The organism is Amycolatopsis sp. 195334CR, from assembly GCF_017309385.1.
In the GTDB taxonomy this organism is placed as follows: Bacteria; Actinomycetota; Actinomycetes; order Mycobacteriales; family Pseudonocardiaceae; genus Amycolatopsis.
The window spans coordinates 1,445,743-1,461,578 of record NZ_JAFJMJ010000002.1 but is presented as its reverse complement, the minus strand read 5'-3'; the positions used below and the strand labels follow the sequence as shown (position 1 = coordinate 1,461,578).

Annotated in this window: 13 protein-coding genes; 4 read left to right on the top strand and 9 right to left on the bottom strand. The window is 71.6% G+C overall.

Features of this window, described 5'->3' with window-relative positions; genetic code table 11:
• Positions 1-3 precede the first annotated feature (3 nt).
• Positions 4-1,407 carry a type VII secretion protein EccB gene (gene eccB, locus JYK18_RS29835; RefSeq protein ID WP_206806764.1) on the top strand — a complete coding sequence of 468 codons (1,404 nt, stop codon included), beginning with the start codon at positions 4-6 and terminating at the stop codon, positions 1,405-1,407.
• A gap of 9 nt (positions 1,408-1,416) precedes the next feature.
• Here eccB and mycP read toward each other — a convergent pair whose 3' ends face one another.
• From mycP to JYK18_RS29810, 5 genes are read right to left on the bottom strand one after another with little or no spacing between them, the layout of a single operon-like run.
• Entirely contained in the window at positions 1,417-2,694 is a 1,278-nt protein-coding gene (mycP, locus tag JYK18_RS29830; protein ID WP_206806763.1) for a type VII secretion-associated serine protease mycosin, read from the bottom strand.
• A gap of 4 nt (positions 2,695-2,698) precedes the next feature.
• Positions 2,699-3,037, bottom strand: coding sequence for a hypothetical protein (locus tag JYK18_RS29825; RefSeq protein WP_206806762.1), 339 nt, complete (start codon positions 3,035-3,037; stop codon positions 2,699-2,701).
• Positions 3,037-3,417 carry a YbaB/EbfC family nucleoid-associated protein gene (locus JYK18_RS29820; protein ID WP_206806761.1) on the bottom strand — a complete coding sequence of 127 codons (381 nt, stop codon included), beginning with the start codon at positions 3,415-3,417 and terminating at the stop codon, positions 3,037-3,039. The genes JYK18_RS29825 and JYK18_RS29820 overlap by 1 nt, the downstream gene beginning before the upstream one ends.
• On the bottom strand, positions 3,414-3,917 hold the full coding sequence (locus JYK18_RS29815; RefSeq protein WP_206806760.1) for a hypothetical protein: 504 nt from the start codon (positions 3,915-3,917) through the stop codon (positions 3,414-3,416). The genes JYK18_RS29820 and JYK18_RS29815 overlap by 4 nt, the downstream gene beginning before the upstream one ends.
• Before the next feature lie 12 nt (positions 3,918-3,929).
• Positions 3,930-5,672 (bottom strand): hypothetical protein, encoded by a 1,743-nt coding sequence (locus JYK18_RS29810; protein WP_206806759.1) that lies wholly within the window; start codon positions 5,670-5,672, stop codon positions 3,930-3,932.
• A gap of 160 nt (positions 5,673-5,832) precedes the next feature.
• Here JYK18_RS29810 and JYK18_RS29805 point away from each other — a divergent pair, with 160 nt between their 5' ends.
• Entirely contained in the window at positions 5,833-7,617 is a 1,785-nt protein-coding gene (locus JYK18_RS29805) for an alpha/beta hydrolase (RefSeq protein ID WP_206806758.1), read from the top strand.
• A gap of 104 nt (positions 7,618-7,721) precedes the next feature.
• Here the strand turns inward: JYK18_RS29805 and JYK18_RS29800 are convergent, their stop codons facing one another.
• The 4 genes from JYK18_RS29800 to JYK18_RS47010 all read right to left on the bottom strand — a co-directional run bounded on the left by JYK18_RS29800 (position 7,722) and on the right by JYK18_RS47010 (position 11,362).
• The gene (locus tag JYK18_RS29800; RefSeq protein ID WP_206806757.1) at positions 7,722-8,339 is read right to left on the bottom strand and encodes an SMI1/KNR4 family protein; all 618 of its coding nucleotides are present in this window, start codon (positions 8,337-8,339) and stop codon (positions 7,722-7,724) included.
• Entirely contained in the window at positions 8,336-9,931 is a 1,596-nt protein-coding gene (locus JYK18_RS29795) for a NucA/NucB deoxyribonuclease domain-containing protein (protein WP_206806756.1), read from the bottom strand. Before JYK18_RS29795 ends, JYK18_RS29800 begins: the two co-directional genes overlap by 4 nt.
• Before the next feature lie 471 nt (positions 9,932-10,402).
• The gene (locus tag JYK18_RS29790; RefSeq protein ID WP_307796121.1) at positions 10,403-10,696 is read right to left on the bottom strand and encodes a hypothetical protein; all 294 of its coding nucleotides are present in this window, start codon (positions 10,694-10,696) and stop codon (positions 10,403-10,405) included.
• A gap of 30 nt (positions 10,697-10,726) precedes the next feature.
• Positions 10,727-11,362, bottom strand: a complete 636-nt coding sequence (locus JYK18_RS47010; protein ID WP_242582217.1) for a hypothetical protein — start codon at positions 11,360-11,362, stop codon at positions 10,727-10,729.
• Between the two features lie 177 nt (positions 11,363-11,539).
• On the opposite strand from JYK18_RS47010, the gene eccCa reads away from it, so the two are divergent.
• Together eccCa and JYK18_RS29775 are read left to right on the top strand one after the other, a co-directional pair.
• Positions 11,540-15,523, top strand: a complete 3,984-nt coding sequence (gene eccCa / locus JYK18_RS29780; RefSeq protein WP_206806755.1) for a type VII secretion protein EccCa — start codon at positions 11,540-11,542, stop codon at positions 15,521-15,523.
• Positions 15,516-15,833 (top strand): hypothetical protein, encoded by a 318-nt coding sequence (locus tag JYK18_RS29775; RefSeq protein ID WP_206806754.1) that lies wholly within the window; start codon positions 15,516-15,518, stop codon positions 15,831-15,833. The genes eccCa and JYK18_RS29775 overlap by 8 nt, the downstream gene beginning before the upstream one ends.
• Positions 15,834-15,836 lie beyond the last annotated feature (3 nt).

The following is a 15,836-nucleotide window of genomic DNA, read 5'->3' as shown; positions in this document are numbered from 1 at the left end:
GCGATGGCGTCCAAACGCGACCTGCTGCAGGCGCACCAGTTCCTGGCGCAGCGGGCGATCTCGGCGCTGGTGACGCGCGAGCCGGACCCGGAGCAACCGCCGTTCCGCCGCCCCGGCGGCGCCGCGGTGGGCAGCATCGTCATCGGCGTGCTGGCATTGGTGGGGTTCTGGGTGTACGGGCTGGTCAATCCGGGCGGGAACACGTCGTGGCGGGAAAAGCCCTCGGTGATCGTGGCGCAGGAGTCCGGGGCGCGGTACGTCTACCTCGACGGTGTGCTGCACCCGGTGACGAACTACGCCTCGGCGCTGCTCGCCCTCGGTGAGCACGCCGAGACGGTGTCGGTGGCCAGTGATTCGCTGGCGGGTGTGCCACGCGGGCCGTGGATCGGGATCTCCGACGCGCCGGACGCGCTGCCGGCCCCGGACAAGCTGCTCACCGGCGGCTGGAGCCTCTGCTCGCGGCCGGTGGCCGATCCCAGCGGGTCCACTGTGGACGAATCGATGCTGCTGGCGGGCGTCGGCGACCCCGGTGGCAGGCCGCTGGCCGACGCGGCGGTGCTCGCCGAAATTCCGGCCAGCGGGGAAACCTATCTGATCGCCAACGGTTACCGGCACCGCGTCGAGCAGCCGAGCATCGTGTCGGCGGGGCTCTCGCTGACCGGCGAGCCGAGGACGCGGACCGGGATGCCGCTGGTGGACATCCTGCCCGCGGGCGCGCCGATCGGGCCCCTCCGCCTGGCCGGTACCGGTTCACCGTCCACGGCCGTACCGGGCCTGGCCGGGCTGCGCGTGGGCCAGCTGCTCGTCGTGCAGACCTCCGGCGGGCGGGAGCACTACCTGGCCGAGGCGGACCGGCTGCGGCCGATTTCCCCGCTGCAGTACGACATCCAGCGCGCGGATCCGGAGACCGGCCGAGCCTACGACGGTGGCCAGCCGGTAGATGTCCCGCTCAGCCCGGCCGCGGCCGCCGGAGCCCCCAAAGCACCCCCTGCCCCGGCCGATCCGGGTGCGGCGCCCGCGGTGCGGCCCCGGTTCGCCGGCGGCGGCGCGCTCTGCGCCACCTACCAGCCCGCCGCGGCGGCTCCCGAGCTGTACGTCGACTCGCTGCTCCCCGAACTGGCGACCGGTACCACGGCGCGCCGGGGCGCCTACGGGATGCCGCTGGCCGACCGCGTCCACGTCGAACCGGGCCGGGCGGCGCTGGTCGAGGTGATGCCGAGCCCGGGGGCGCACGCGGGCACCCTCGTCCTGGTCACCGACCAGGGCCGGGCGTATCCGCTGGCGAACCGCGAGGTGCTGGGCGTTCTCGGTTACGCCGAGGCGGTCCCCGTCCGGCTGCCCGCCGGGCTGGTCGACCGGGTGCCGCTGGGGAGCGGGCTCGACCCGGCCACCGTGCTGACCCGCTGAACCGGCGGGTCAGCGTTCCACCGGCGGTGGCGGTACCACGAACATCTCGTCCGGCAGTTCGTCGCGCGGGGGCTCGGCGGGAGGCAGGACGGCCCGGCGGGGCTGCCAGCCGCCGCGCCGCCCCCGGACCAGCACGAGCGCGGTGATCGCGCCCAGTGCGGCCACGGCACCGGTGAGGATCGCGATGGTCCACGCCGTCGAAGTGCTGTCGTCCCACCACTCGGCGAGGCGCACCTCCGCGGGATCGGGCACGGGACGCCGCACCGCGGGCACGGCGGCCGGGCCGGTGGTCACCAGGCCGTCGGTCAGCGCCCGGTACGGGTTGACCAGACCGGCCCCGTAGGCGGCGCTGTCCCGGCCGCCCGGCGCCGGGCTCGCGGTGGCGAGGATCCGTTGCACGACTTCGGGAGCGGACAGTTCCGGCCGGGCCGCGCGCACCAGTGCCGCGGTCGCCGACACGAACGGTGCCGCGAAGCTGGTGCCGTCGCGGTACTGGTGTCCGCCCGCGCGCGCGGCGCTGAGCACGCCGGCGCCCGGGGCCACGAGGTCCACCTGCGGGCCGATCTGCGAGCTGGGCAGGCGGGTGCCGGTCATGTCCACGGCACCGACCCCCAGCACGCCGTCGTAGCCGGCCGGATAGCTCGCCGGGCCGGGCGCGGTGCCCTGCTGGGCGTTGCCCGCGGCGGCCACCACGACCACGTCCTTCCCCACCGCGTACCGGACCGCGTCGCGCACGTAGACGTTGTCGAGTCCACCCGCGACGGAGAGGTTGATGACGTCGGCGCCCTGGTCGACCGCGTACCAGATGCCCCTGGCCAGCACCTCGGGGTCGATCGCTTGAGCCGCGCCGTCGGTCGTGTCGCTCTCGCTGATCCGGACCGGCAGGATCGAGGCGTCCGGCGCCAGGCCGGTGAACCCGGTGCCGGGAGCCGGTGCCGCCGCGACGATGCTGGCGATCCCGGTGCCGTGCGAGACGCAGTCGAAGTTGCCGGGGAGGTCGCCGACGAGGAAGAAGTCCTGGCTGGGCTGGACCTTCCCGCGCAACTGCGGGTGGTCGGCGTCCACCCCGGAGTCGACCACGGCGACCACCACCCCGGCGCCGGTGCCGTGCTCGTGCACGGCCTTGGTGTCCAGCGTTCGCTGCGCCCAGGGCACCTCGGTGACCTCGGGGCTCGCCGGGTCGACGTCGCCGCAGGCGCCGGGCGGCGGTGCCGCAGGCGCCACGCCGGGGTGGACGGTCAGGGCGGCCGCGACCACGACCGCCGCCGCCAGCCTGTTGCCGGTCATCGCGCTAGGCCGGTGTTTCCCGGCCGTCGGTACCGGTCAGCCGGTTGACCGCGCCGGTGCCCTCGGCGTCCGCCGCGCGGTAGTCGGCCACGCAGCCCATCGCGTCGTCGCACAACCTGCCGTACGCGGCCGGGATGGCGTCGGCCTTCGCCGTCAGTTTCTCGGCCAGCGGCAGGTACTTCTCCAGGAACGCCTGGCCGAGGGTGTCCCCGCCGATGCCCGCCTGCCCGGCCTGGATGGCCCGCTTGTGCGTTTCCCACGCACTGCCGAAGTCCTCGCCGACCGCGCGCAGCTGGTTGATCCCGCGGGTCACCGCGTCCGGGTCCATGTCGTAGTCCGCCATCAGAACTCCCCCTTGATCTTCCGGTCGAGCTGGTGCAGGAAGGGACCGGTGTGCACGTCGGTGTCCTCGAGCTTCGCGGTGGGCGGCAGGTACCGGCGGGTGATCTCGAACAGCTGCTCCTGCGAGCGCGCCACCGCCTCCCTGATGGTGTCCACAATGGACCCGGCGAGCGCCTTCGAGTCGTGCGTCCGGTAGATCCTCGGGTCGAGGTACAGCTCGCTCAGCTCGCCGCGCCCGACCACGGTGGCGCTGACCAGGCCGTCGGGCGAGTCGGCGGTCGCCTCGATGTCGGCGATCTTGTCCCTGATCTCGAGCAGGTCGTCGCGCAGCCGTTCGTAGTCCGCCTTGCGCGCGGCCGGGTCGATCATCGGCTGGATCATGGCTCCTCCTTGGTCTTTCCTTCTGCCACAGCGGTGTTCAGGCGGACGGTGCCGAGGAACTGCTGGAAGTCCCCCACCAGGGCCCCGATGTGCTGCCTGGTCGTGGTCATCACGAACCGCAGCACCGCGCGCACGCCGCTGCCACCGACGTCGGGCATCGCCAGGAACGCCTGGCATTGCACGACTTCCTCTATGCTCGCCGCGGCGCCGCCGAGCAACAGGATCTGCGCGAGCCCCGGCGAGTCGGGCGTGCCGACCTCCGTCCGGCTCAGCACGTCGACGCGCGAGCCGGACTCGCGCAGCGTGGTGATGGCCTCGTCGGCGACCTCGGGCAGGCCCGCGCCGTCCGGGCGGAGCTCGCCGGCTGAGGTGATGGTCGCGGCCCGTTCCGGCCGCACGGCGACGACCGTGCCCGCGGCCGACTCGGCCTCCGGCGGCAGCGGGGTTCGCCAACCGGGCGGCAGGGTGAATTCGAGGGGGAAGGACAGGTTCGCCGTCACCGTGGCTCTCCGCTAGAAGAAGTTGCTGTGGGGAATCGACGGGCCCGGGTTCCGGAAGCCCTCGACAATGGCCGACCCGAGGTCCTGCAGGGTCTGGCCCGCCTTGTCCGGGTCGATGACGAGCTGCCCCTCCAGCTTCCCGCCGACGCCGAGCGCGGCGCCGATCTTGCCGCCGATCACCCAGTCCCCGTCCTTCCTCCCGATGGTCACGCCCGCGTCGAGGCCGATGCCGACCCTGGCCTCGGCCCGGCCGCCCGCGCCGAATCCGCCGAGCTCGCCGAATCCGGCCGCACTCACCTTGCCGCCGACGAAGCCGCCGGCCCCGGCGCCGAAGAACTCCGAGCCGACGTCGAGCTTGGCGTCGCCCTCGGCTCCGGCCAGCGCTTCGAACCGCGCCCGCGCGGAGGCGTCGCCGACATCGAGGCGCACGTCGGCGGACCCGCCCGCGCCCCAGGCCGCCTTTCCCTCGAACCGGCCCGCTTTCGGCGTCGGCGTGTCCAGGAACTCGGTGTACAGCGAACCCTGGTGCGGCAACGTGTCGCTGCGCCACCCCGTGACGTCGGCGGTGAGGCGGGCGGGCACGTCGTCGCCCGCGATCTCGAGGTTGCGCAGTCCGGAGTCGACCTGGAACGACGCGTCCCGTACCGCGTCGTAGCTCCGCACCAGCGACGGATCGCTCAGCTTGCTTCGCTCGACCTGGTCCTCGGTCTTGTTCGCGCCGAAGCTCTTCTCCGGGTTGTGGCCGAACTTCTTCTTCCCGGCCTCGACTTCGAAGCGGTGCCCGGTCTCCACCGGACCTCGCTCGTACTGGACGGGGGTGACCTGCCAGCCCTCGAAGGCTTCCTGCACGCGTCGCACGGCCGGCCCGGTCGCGTTGCTGCCGCGCTGAACGAGGTCTTCCACCACGTTGTCCACGACGTAGTCGCTTTCCGCGGGAGGCAGTGTCGCCCGGGCCACGGCGGCGATCGGGCGGCTGTCGTCGATGTCGGCCACTCGCTCCCGGGTGAGCGCGTCCACGGTGTCGGCGCCCTGGGAGAGCCCGTCACCGAGCTTGCTCATCTCCTGGCCGGCCACCCTGGTCTGTTCGGCCTCGGCGGTCGCCCGCGTGCCGAACTGCTCGCCCGGCCCGCCACGCCAGTCCTGGCCGGTTCCGTTGGCCACTTTGAGCGCTTTGTCGGCGGCTTCCTGCCCGCTGGTCCCTGCCACCTGCAGCCCGTTGGCGGCGGTGCGGATCGCTGCCGTGTCGGTATCGGGCAGTGGCGCCCTGGCGAGCACCCGCTGGGTGACTTCGTCGCCGTCCGGGTTCTTGGCTTCTGCCGTCGCGGATTGCTTGTCCGACGGTTCTTGAGCGGCATCGGTTGTCGCGGGGTCCTCGGCCGCTTGTTCCTTCGGCGCGGGGTCCTCGGCGGCTGGGTTCTTGGTCTCTTTGTCCGCGGGCGGGGTGGCTTCGTTGTCCGCAGGTTGGGAGGCTTCGTTGTCTGCGGGCGGGGTGGCCTCGCTGTCCGCGGGCGGGGTGGCTTCACTGTCCGCAGGTTGGGAGGCTTCGCTGTCTGCGGGCGGGGTGGCCTCGCTGTCCGCGGGCGGGGTGGCTTCGCTGTCCGCAGGCTGGGAGGCTTCGCTGTCTGCGGGCGGGGTGGCTGCCGGTTCGCTGTCCGCGGGTTGAGGGGCTGCGGGTTCGCTGTCCGCGGGTGGCGCGGGAGACCCACCGGCGCCGTCGCCGGACGCGCTCGGTCCGTCTCCTGGTGACTCGGCCATCTGGCACTCCCCTGAACTTTCGACCAGCCTCGGTGATCAGTGTCGCGTCGATGGCGGTGGCGTGGCGCCGGGTGGCCGGAACAGGTCAGCAGCGGTCACGGCCACCCACGGCACGCGAAGCTGGGCTCCCTTCCACTGTGTCGATCGAGGAGTTCCGCTCATGGCAGAGGACTCGGGTGGCGGCGCGGCACCGGCCCCTTCCGCGCCCGCCGAGCCGGCGCCCGCCGAGCCGGCCGCCCCGAAGGCGGAGGAATCCGCTCCCCCAGCGGAAAAGGCCGCACCCGCGGGTGAAAGCACCCCTGAGTCGTCCACAAAGGACGCGGCCGAAGGCGGCGGCCCGGCGTCGTCGGAGAAAGCAGCCGCTCCCGATGAGCGCGCCGAACCCCAGGAGCGAACCTCCGGTGACGACGGCGGCAAGAGCGAGCTCGAACAGGCGATACAGGGGCAGGTCCAGGACGTGACCCCGCCGGAGCGGTTGCGAGCGGTCGGTGACCAGGCGCGCGAGGTCAGCGGAACGGCCACCGCGGCTCGCGACGACGGCGAGCAGGCCGCGAACGCCGTCAAACAGGCCTGGAACGACCCCGCGGGCGAGGCGACGCGGAACCGCGCCGACTCGGTGACCGCCGAGGCCGACACCCTCGGCAAAGACGCCACGGTGGTGGCCGAGTACGCGGACGCGGCGGCCGGCGAGGTCGGCGACGGCATCGAGCGCAGGAAGTCGGTCGTCCGATCGAACGACGACGCTTACCTGCAGTCTCACCTGCTTCCCGACGCGGACCGGGAAGTCGCCAGGGGGCAGATCGAGGCCGTCACGGTGCGCGACGTCAACCGCGAGGACGAGATCACCGCAGCCAACATCCGGAGCCTCGAGGCCGGGCAAGGTTCCCAGTTGCCCCAGCCGCCCGAGGGCGCGACCCGGGAGGACATCGAACGGCACTGGAACGACCTCGCCGAGAAGCAGCCGGAACTCGTCGGCAACCAGGACGGCGTACCGGCGGTCGCCCGCGACAAGGCCAACGACATCTTGCTCGGCCGGGAACGCGACGCGCTCACCGCCGAACGCGATCGGATCGCGGCCGAACGCGACCAGCTGCTCCGGAGTCCGCGAACCGATCGCGAGTACGGCGAGCTGACCAACGAGATCCAGGACCTCGACGGCAAGATCGAAGCACTCGACAAACTCCAGACGCGCTTGGAAGGCCCGACTCCCGATGGGAACCGGTACTACCTCCTCGGGATCGACGGGGACGACGACGGGAAGTTCATCGTGGCGAACGGGGATCCGGACCGCTCCGAGAACGTCGCGACCTTCGTCCCCGGCATGATGACAGACCTGGACAGCTTCGAGTCGGTGCTCAAGACCACTGACGACATCGCCAAGGAGGCCCGGGCGTCCGGGGAGTCGGTCTCGAGCATCGCGTGGTTCGACTACGACGCACCGGACTGGTTTACGGACGCGGCGTCGACCTCCTACGCGGAGAACGCCAAGGGCGACCTGGCCGCCTTCCAGCAAGGCCTGCGCGAGAGCCACGACGGCGCGCCGTCGCACAACACGCTCATCGGGCACAGCTACGGCAGCACCGTCGCCGGAACCACCGCACGCGACTACCGGGACCTGCCGATCGACGACTTCATCTCGGTCAGCAGTCCCGGACTCGGCGTCAACCACGCGTCGGAACTCAACCTGCCCCCTGGCCGGGTGTGGGCCACTGAGTCCAACAACGACTTCATCGCCGACCTCGGCTCGACCGGCTTGGGCCACGGCGCCGATCCCACCGGCGAGCACTTCGGCAGCGAGCGCTTCCGCACCGACCCGGGCCCACCGCAGGACGCCGACTACTCGGACACCGGTTCCCACGACCGGTACATCCGCGGTGATGTGCCCAATCCGGGCCAGCGGAACATCGGCGACATCGTGGCGGGCAACCGGCCGAGCGAGCAGTAACCCGTCACCGGGGGCGTCCTCCCCCGTCACCGTGCGCGAGCACGTCTTCATCCGTGCGCTCGGCCCGGCCGAGGGCCTGCCTCAGGCAGCACATGCCTCCCACATCAGGTGATGACGAACGAAATCGGGGTGCCGTCAGGCAGATCCCGCAGCTGCCGGGCGAGCTGACCGCGGATCCGCATCGCGGTCACCGCGTCGCGGACGACGAGGTTGTCCACTTCGTACTCGCCGCCGAGCACGAACGGCTTGACCGGCAACAGTCGTTCGTCGTGGCCGAGCGCGCCGTGCGTGTCCTGCCAAACCGTGGCGAACGACCGCACGCCGCGCACATCCGGCTGCTCGAGCAACCAGCCTGCCCAGCTGTCGAGGTCCGGGCCGACGTTCTCGCGCTCGCCCGTTTCCGAGTCGAAGGTGACGACCCGCCGCCCCTGCTCAATGGCGAACTGGACGCCGAACAGGTCCTGCGCGAAGCACAGCAGCCCATCGGCCAGGTCGCCGTAGGTGTCCTTCCAGGTGTCCGGGGCGTTCCAGGCGCCGAGTTCCGGCCCGAGCCCGGAAGGACCGGCGTGGAAAACCTGGACGCCGTAGTTGAACAACGCGAACCCGTTCAGCTCCGACAACAACGCGCCGAGCTCACCGGGCAGCCCGGCGCCGAAATCCAGCTCGACCGGTGCCCCGAGCGGCCCTCGGGCCCGCTCGACCAGTTTCGTCAGTGTGTTCATCGGAAGGTCCTCAATTCGATCTGGTCGCCGTCGTCGACGCGGCCGTCACCGAAGAACGGCAGGCCGCTCCCTTCGAGCTGGCGTCGGATGGAGCCGTCCCGCCCGTTGATCTGGTTGCCCATAGACGATCCCGCGCCGCGGTTGTCGGAGAACGGCACGTTCTTCACGCTCTTCTCCCCCTCCGTTTTCGCGACCGCGGGCGGATACTCGTCGCGATCGTATTCCGAGCTCGACGGGAGCGACCCGAGAGCAGCCGCACGACGCCCGGCGGCACCATCACGATCGACCTCGAAAACACTTCCCAGCCCGGACCGGGCCTGCCGGGAAACATCACCACTCCAGACGGTTCCACGCTGGGCCTCGTCAATGTGCTGCGCGGACGCCGGGTAGCGTTCGTGTGAGATGTAGACGGTCCGCGCCCAGTCTTTGCCATCCAGGCCCTGCGCGGCGTCGTAGATGCTGTTCCGCACCCCCGCGCCGTGCGCCAGCGTTCCCTCGGCGACGGCGTCACCGGCCGCATCGGCCAAGCCGGTGACGGTCTGCCCCGCCGACGCGAATCCCAGCGCTTCGACGGCGTCGCCGAGCCTGGCTCCAGCACCGTCGATGAGGTCGTCGGCGCTTTCGCCGACGTACAAAGCGGAATCCACGGCACCGTCGCCCGCGTCGCGCAGTGCCTCCGTCGCTTGGTCGAGCGCGCCCGCCGCGACTTCGACCGAGGTCTCGCCCAGATTCGCGGCGCCGTCGGCCACACCGTCGACGACGCTGTCGACCATGTCGTCGCGGGTTTCCAGCAAGTGTTCGACGGTTTCGCCGACACCTTCCCCGTACTCCGCACCCACTTCCCCCGGAATGCTCAGGGGGTCGCCGTCGCGGATGCCGTCGCCGATCGCGTCGGAGACCCCGCCGAGCGTTTCCAGGCCGGTGCCGACCGTGCCGAGAACGCCGTCCACGGCCTCGCCCACCAACTCCCCGGTCGTGTCCAAGTTGTTGCCGATGGTGTCGCCGATCCCTTCCCCCAGCGCCCGGCCGACCGGGCCGCCCACCAGTTCACCCGCGGATTCCAGCGCGTCGCTGACGCCGTCGGCCGCGGCCTCGCCGGCGGCGCTGATCGCGGCGTCCGCCTGGTCGCCGGCGTCCTTGACGGCGTCACCGGCATCGTCGATCATCTCTCCGCCTTCGTCGAACACCCCTTCCCAGGCTTGCCGGATCCCCGCCGCGGCGGTGGCGTGGTTCTGCCGGGTGGCGTTCGCGGTCGACTCGGTGAGGTTGGTCTCGGCGACCTGTCTTTCCCCGTCGGCCAGCAAGGTGCGAGCCAGGTTCCAGTCGCCCTCGCCCTCTGTGAGCACCTGCTCGTCGTCGGCTCTGGCCTGGTCGACGTGCTGCGCGCTCTTGCCGGCGGCCTCGGCGCCCGCTTTCGCCAGCCGGCCGACCTCGTTGCCGTCCTCGGCCAAGTCGGCCGCCCGCCGGTCTGCCTCCTCGGCGGGCGCGCCGGTCCAGTCCGCCGCGATGGCGGTCCGCGCCCGGGTGTTGTTTTCGGTGGTGGCGTCGGACTTCTCGCCGACCTTTTTCAGCTCGTCGGCCGTCTGGTGCATCGAGTCGGGCCGCCCGATGGGCGGCTCCTGGGCGTGAACCGCGTCGCGGAATTCGCTTCGCGGCTCCTCCTCAGTGGGCTCGGCCGAGTCCGCCTGCTTTTTCTCCGCGCCGCCCTGCTCCGACTGGGACGCGTTCGGATCGTCCGAAGTGGAATCCGGCTTGTCCGGTGATGGTGCGGACTCGGCGGGTGCCGCCGATTCCGGTTCCGCGGGCTTCTCCGCGGGCGCGGGCTCTTCCGCGGGCGCGGGTTTCTCCGCGGGCGCGGGCGATTCAGCGGGCTGTGCCGCACCAGGTTCAGGCATCGCAGGCCTTTCAGAGGACTAACGCCAGACCGCCGGAATGTGCCTACTGTCCGGCAATCGAAGCCCGCACGGCCGCCACTGACCTGTTCCTGCCACGGGAATCCTCGGCAGCGAAAGAAAATGCCCCGGAGCGCACGGGCGCGCCGGGACACTTTCAGCCGGGTCCGGTCACATGCCGGAACCCAGCCTGCCGCAGGACCGCTGCACCGCGGCCATGTTCTCCGAGTTGCAGGACTGCACACCCTGGTTCATGGCCTGCATCAGCTCCTGCCCCGCGGCCATCACCTGCTGGCAGGCCCGGCTGATCTCGGCGAACTGCCCACCGGCCTGGTCGGTCCAGTCGGCCTGGGTCATGCCCGAGGCGTTGCCCCAGGAATCGATCGACTGCTGAACGCCGTTGACACAGCCGTTCATGCTCGCCGAAAGGCCGTCCAGCGCACCGAACATCGCGAGTTTGCGCACGGTTCATCTCCTTTCCGTGATACGTGTTCCTCAGATCGCGCGGAGCACTCCGGCAAAGGCGTAGGTGGAGCCGGAAGAGGCGCCGCCACCGGAATCGCCGCCGCCGTCACCACCGCTGCCGGAATCGCCGTCCCCGCCGCCGGAGTCGCCACCGCCGGAATCCCCGCCGGAGTCGCCGCCGCCGGAATCGCCGCCGCCGGTGTCGCCGAGACCGCCACCCAGGTCACCCCCGAGCACGTCACCGAACCCGCCACCGAAGCCGGCACCGAACCCGCCGCCGCCACCGAAACCGCCGCCACCGCCGAAGCCGGCCCCGCCGCCACCACCGAAGCCGCCGCCGAAGCCCGCTCCGCCGCCGCCCTCGGCGCCGTGGAAGCACTGGGTGCCCTGCTCGTCGGCGCCGATGTAGTCGTTCATCGCGAACTGGGTGTCGCCACCCAGCTTTTCCAGTTTCTGACACAGGTTCCGAATGGCCATGTCCCATTTCTTGTGCGCCACGAGCAGCGCCTGGGACTGGTTCATGTTCCACTGCGCGGGGATGACGCTGTTCACTTCACCCTCGAGCTTGCCGCGGTGGCCTTCGATCTCCTGCACGACCACCGCGGCCATCTGGACCACTCTCGCGAGCGTGTCCGTATTGGCGTCCATCAAACCGCTACCGGTCATCGGAGCCTCCTTTCCTGTTTGCGGCTCACGCCGACTTCCCCGCATGACAGGGCACTTTCGAAGCTAGTTCGGGCGGTACGGCCCGCTGGGGCGCGCGGCACGTTCCTGCCAACGGCCCCACCGCGCCGCATACCGGGGCGAGAATCGGCGGTGTCCGGCCACCAGGAGGGGAGCGCGATGGCGACGGTCGTGGTGCGCAGGCCGGTTCGGCGGCCCGCCCCGGAACAGCCCTCCGGTGAGCTGATCCTCGACGCTCCACCGGAGATTCCGCAGCCGGGCGGGCGGCAGTGGACGCAGGTCCTCATGGTGATCCCGATGATCGCCATGATGGCCGCGATGATGCTCCTGTTCTCCGGCAGTTTCGGCGCGGGCAACGGCGTTCTGCGCCTGGTCGTGATGGGCTTGTTCGGCGTCGGCATGCTGGGCATGGTCGGCGTGGCGCTGCTCAACTCCGGCGGCCCGAGCAAACGGGAAATGGGCCAGGAACGGCGCGGGTACCTCCGCCACCTCGGTCAGCAGCGGCTCCGGCTGACCCGCGCCATCCACAAGCAGCGCGACGCCATGGTCTACCTGCACCCCGAACCGGCCGCGCTGCTGTCCCTCGTGGCGAGTTACCGGCTGTGGGAACGCCGCCCGGTGGACGCCGACTTCGGGGTGGCCCGCATCGGCACCGGCGAGCAGCGGCCCGCGATGACCCTCGTCCCGCCGGACGCCAAGCCGCTGGAACAGCTGGAACCGTTGTCCGCGCTCGCGTTGCGGCGGTTCCTCACCACCTACACCGCCATTCCCGGGCTGCCGCTCGCCATGGCCGTCAACGGGTTCAGCCGGATCTACGTCCGCGGCGACCGGTCCCGCTCGACCGCGCTGGTGCGCGCGGTGCTCAGCCAGCTCGCTTCCCTGCAGTCACCGGACGACCTGCGGATCGCGGCCTGCACCTCGGCGTCCGCCCAGGCGGACTGGGAATGGCTCAAGTGGCTGCCGCACGCCCAGCACCCCGAACGGTCCGACGCCGTGGGGCCACTGCGGCTGGTGGCGGGCTCGATCGTGTCGATCGAGGCGATGATCGACGACCTGCTCGGCGAGCGGCCCCGGTTCGACCTCGCGGTGGACAGCAGGACGGCCATGCCGCACGTGGTCGTGGTGCTGGACGGCGGATCGACCGCCGGCTCGGACACGCTGATGGCCGAGGGCGGGCTGGAGGGCGTCACGGTCATCGACCTGCGCACCGCACCGCCGCGCGCGCTCGACCCGGCGACCATCGTGCTGCACGTGGGCGAGGACGGCACACTGGCCAGCCAGACCCTGGACGGCACGGTCGAACTCGGCTGGGCGGACGCGCTGGACGTGCCCGCCGCCGAGGGCATCGCCCGGCAGCTCGCGCCGCTGCGGGCCAGCGCGGGCGGGCGCGGCGAGCAACCGCTGAGCACCGACCTCGACCTGGCCGAGTTGCTGGAGATCGGCGACCCGTACACCTTCGACCCCGGCGAGACCTGGGTGCAGCGGCCGACCAGGGACCGGCTGCGGGTCCGGTTCGGCATCCGCACCGACGGCACGCCGGTGGAGCTGGACCTCAAGGAGTCGGCGCAGGACGGGATGGGGCCGCACGGCCTGCTCATCGGCGCCACCGGCTCCGGCAAGAGCGAACTGCTGCGCACGATCGTGCTGGCGCTGGCGGTGGCCCACCCGCCGAACTCGCTGAACTTCGCCCTGGTCGACTTCAAGGGCGGCGCCACCTTCGCCACCTTGGACAAGCTGCCGCACACCAGCGCGGTGATCACCAACCTCGCCGACGAACTGCCCCTCGTGGACCGGATGACCGACGCGATCACCGGGGAACTGCTGCGCAGGCAGGAATTGTTAAGGGCGGCGGGCAACTTCACCTCGCTGCGCGAGTACGAGCGCGCCCGCGCGACCGGTGCCCCGCTGCCGGAAGTGCCTACGCTGCTGGTGATCTGCGACGAGTTCAGCGAACTGCTCTCGGCCAAGCCCGACTTCATCGACATGTTCGTGCAGATCGGCCGGGTCGGCCGCGCGCTCGGCGTGCATCTGCTGCTGGCGAGCCAGCGGCTCGAGGAAGGACGGTTGCGGGGCCTGGAAACCCATCTGTCGTACCGCATCGGGCTGCGCACGTTCTCCGATCTGGAGAGCCGGACGGTGCTGGGCGTCGGTGACGCGTTCAAGCTTCCCCGCGCGCCGGGCCACGGCTTCCTCAAGACCGACGACAAGTCCATGGTGCGGTTCCGCTCGGCCTACGTCTCCGGCACGCATCACGCGCGGGAGACGGGCCCGCTGGACGCCGGGGACGACGGCGAACTGGAGTTGCTGGACTACTCGACGCGGTACCTGGCACCCGCGCTCGACGCCGAGGAAACCGAGCCCGCACCGGACGAGGAAGCGGTGGGCGAGAGCCTGCTGGACATCATCGTCGAGCGGATGCGCGGCCGGGGCGCGCCCGCCCACCAGGTGTGGTTGCCGCCGCTGGATTCCTCTCCCACGCTCGACTCGTTGCTGCCGAACCTCGTCGCCCACGAAGAGCGCGGCTTCGGCAGCACGCACGAACGGCTGGCCGGCGCGTTGCGGGCCGTCGTCGGAATCCTGGACCGGCCGCTGGACCAGCGGCGCGACCCGCTGGTGCTGAACCTGTCCGGCTCGGCGGGGCACGTGCTGGTGATCGGCGGGCCGCAGTCCGGCAAGAGCACGGCGCTGCGCTCGATCATCACCAGCCTCGCGCTCACCCACACCCCGCGTGAGGCGCAGTTCTACTGCCTCGACTTCGGCGGTGGCGCACTGGGTTCGATCCGCGGCCTCCCGCACGTCGGCGTGGTCGCGGGCAGGCAGAACCCGGGCGCGGTGCGGCGCACGATCGCCGAGGTGCGCACGCTGATCGCGCAGCGGGAACGGGTTTTCGCCGCGCGGGAGATCGACGGGATGCCCGCTTACCGGCGGCTGGTGCGGGAAGGCGGCGGTCCCGACGAGGATCCGTGGGGCGACGTGTTCCTCGTCATCGACGGCTGGGCCACCCTGCGGAGCGAGTTCGACGACCTGGAGGCGGTGGTGGCCGACATCGCCGCGCGCGGCCTTTCCTACGGCGTGCACGTGGTGGTGTCCGCCGCGCGCATGTTCGACCTGCGGATGAACATCAGGGACCTGTTCGGCAGCAAGCTGGAACTGCGGATCGGCGACCCGGTGGACAGCATGGTGGACCGGGCGTCGGCGATCAAGGTGCCCGAGGACGCGCCCGGCCGCGGCGTGACGATGAGCAAGCACCAGCTGCTGGTCGCGCTGCCCAGGATCGACGGCGTCGAGGACCCGGCCGGACTCGCCGACGGGGTGCGCGAGCTGGTCGACACCGTGGCCGCGGCCTGGCCGGGCCCGCCCGCGCCCGCCGTGCGGCTGCTGCCGGCGCAACTGCCCTACGCGAAGCTGTCCCGCGCCCACGACGCCGCCACGCACAAGCTGGCCGTCGGCATCGCGGAGGACGACTTCGGCGCGGTCCGGCTGGACTTCGGCGCCGACGCACACCTGTTGTTGTTCGGGGACACCGAATCCGGCAAGACCACCTTCCTGCGGACGGTGGCCAGGGCGATCACCGACACCTACGAGCCGCGAGGGGCCAGGGTGATCATCATCGACCACCGGCGCGGCCTGCTCGGCGACGTCACCTCGGAGCACCTCATCGGCTACGGCACCGACCGGGAGTCGACCAGCCGGCTGATGATGATGGTGGCCGAGGAGATGACGGCGCGGCTGCCCGGGCCCAACCTCACCCCGGACCAGCTGCGCGACCGCAGCTGGTGGCAGGGGCCGGAACTGTACCTGCTGATCGACGACTACGACCTCGTGGTCAGCCAGCTGGACAACCCGTTCCTGCCGTTGCTGGACTTCCTGCCGCAGGGCCGGGACATCGGCATGCACGTGGTGCTCGCCCGCCGCACCGGGGGCGCGAGCAGGGCGTTGTTCGAACCCTTCATCTCCCGGCTGCGCGACGTCGGCTCACCCGGCCTGCTGATGTCCGGGGACAAGGAGGAGGGCCCGCTCCTGGGCGGGTTGAAACCGGAACCGCTACCGCCGGGCCGGGCGTGGCTGGTCGGCAGGCGGCACGCCGCACGGCTGGTCCAGCTCGGCTGGCTGGCCAAGGACGACGGGAGTGACCATGGGTGAGGCGCGGCACGAGATGCACGGCGACCCGGAGGCGATGCGCGGCTTCGCCGAGCGCGTCGCCTGGCCCGGCGCGGAGGCCGACGTCGCGGTCCCGCCCGCGGCCGCCCCCTGTCCGGCCGGGATGTCCGCGTGCGCGGGGTTCACCGCCGCCGATCTGGCCGCGACGCTGTCGCTCAGCCAGTTCCTCGCCGAGACCAGGGACGACATCGCGACGCTGAAGGCCGCGGCCGCGGTGGCCGCGGCCGACTACGAGGCCACCGACCAGGCGGGCGCCCGAGCGGTGCTCGGCTACGTCATCGCGCAGGGCTGAGCG